This is a genomic window from Nostoc sp. UIC 10607 (assembly GCF_047228265.1).
GTDB classification, from domain to species: domain Bacteria; phylum Cyanobacteriota; class Cyanobacteriia; order Cyanobacteriales; family Nostocaceae; genus Nostoc; species Nostoc foliaceum_A.
In genome coordinates this window covers 1-1,210 of the sequence record NZ_JBIQNW010000190.1, presented here as the reverse complement: position 1 = coordinate 1,210, position 1,210 = coordinate 1, and the positions used below count along the sequence as shown (strand labels likewise).

Annotated in this window: 1 pseudogene; it reads left to right on the top strand. The window is 44.2% G+C overall.

From position 1 onward, the window contains the following. Positions 1-350: 350 nt before the first annotated feature. Positions 351-1,210: pseudogene (locus ACEYW6_RS36280) on the top strand (manganese catalase family protein); the annotation flags it as partial.

Sequence of the window (1,210 nt, the reverse complement as noted above, 5' to 3'; positions counted from 1 at the left end):
CCGCAATTGAAGTGCATTTCCAGCCAGAGGCTGGAAACGAGATTTGAAAAGGGTTTAAGCTTAAGTTGACACCAATGACACCTGTGCGCCCCTACTGTCTTTTGGTTATACCTTTCTCGAAAGAAGTCAGGGTTTTCTGAAATCCTTTCCTAGACAGAACTATAAATAAAAAAGCCATAGTCGGAATACTTATTTAAAAGTATTTTTTTTATCAGACTAGAGGCTGATGAAGATAAAGCATTTGATTAGTTTCCTAGTAATAAAAGGCTACACAAAATCGCATAAAAGTTTGGCAACTGTTTTGATTTTGCGTCAGCGACATCTGCAATTAATGAGGATGAGGAATTCAAATGTTTTATCACAATAAGAAACTCCAATATTTTAAGCCGCCAGAAAAACCAGATGCAGTTTACGCAATGAAAATTCAAGAACTCATCGGCGGGACTTTTGGTGAAATGACCGTGATGATGCAGTATCTGTTTCAAGGCTGGAACTGTCGAGGCCCTGCCAAGTACCGAGATATGCTGCTAGATGTTGGTACTGAGGAAATCGGTCATATTGAGATGCTGGCGACGATGATTGCCCATCTTCTAGATAAAGCGCCGCTCAAAATGCAAGAAGAAAGCGCAAAAGATGCGGTAGTAGGTGCCGTAATGGGCGGTAGTAGCCCACGGGATGTAATTATGGCGGCGGCGATGAACCCCCAACACGCTATTGTGTCTGGTTTGGGTGCAACACCATCTGATAGCGTCGGCTATCCTTGGAACGGTCGCTTTATTGTCTTCAGTGGTAACCTGTTGGCAGATTTCCGTCTAATCTCCACGCGGAAAATCAGGGACGTTTGCAAGCAGTACGGCTGTATGAAATGACGGATGATCCAGGGGTGAAAGATACCTTGAGCTTTATGATCGCTCGTGATACCATGCATCAAAACTTGTGGCTAGCAACCATTGAGGATTTAGAAAGCTCTGGATTGGAAACTACGCCAGTCCCCAGTTCCTTCCCATTGGAATTAGAGAAACGCGAATTTGCCTATCAGTTCTGGAATCACTCAGAAGGCACAGAAAGTTCTGAAGGTCGTTGGGCGAAAGGCCCCTCAATGGATGGCAAAGGCGAATTTGAGTATGTGGAAAAAGTAAACTCAACGAGGTTGTCACCAACCCCGTTGGTCTTCAAAACCGTGCTTAATAGTTTCCCATTACACGGCTCC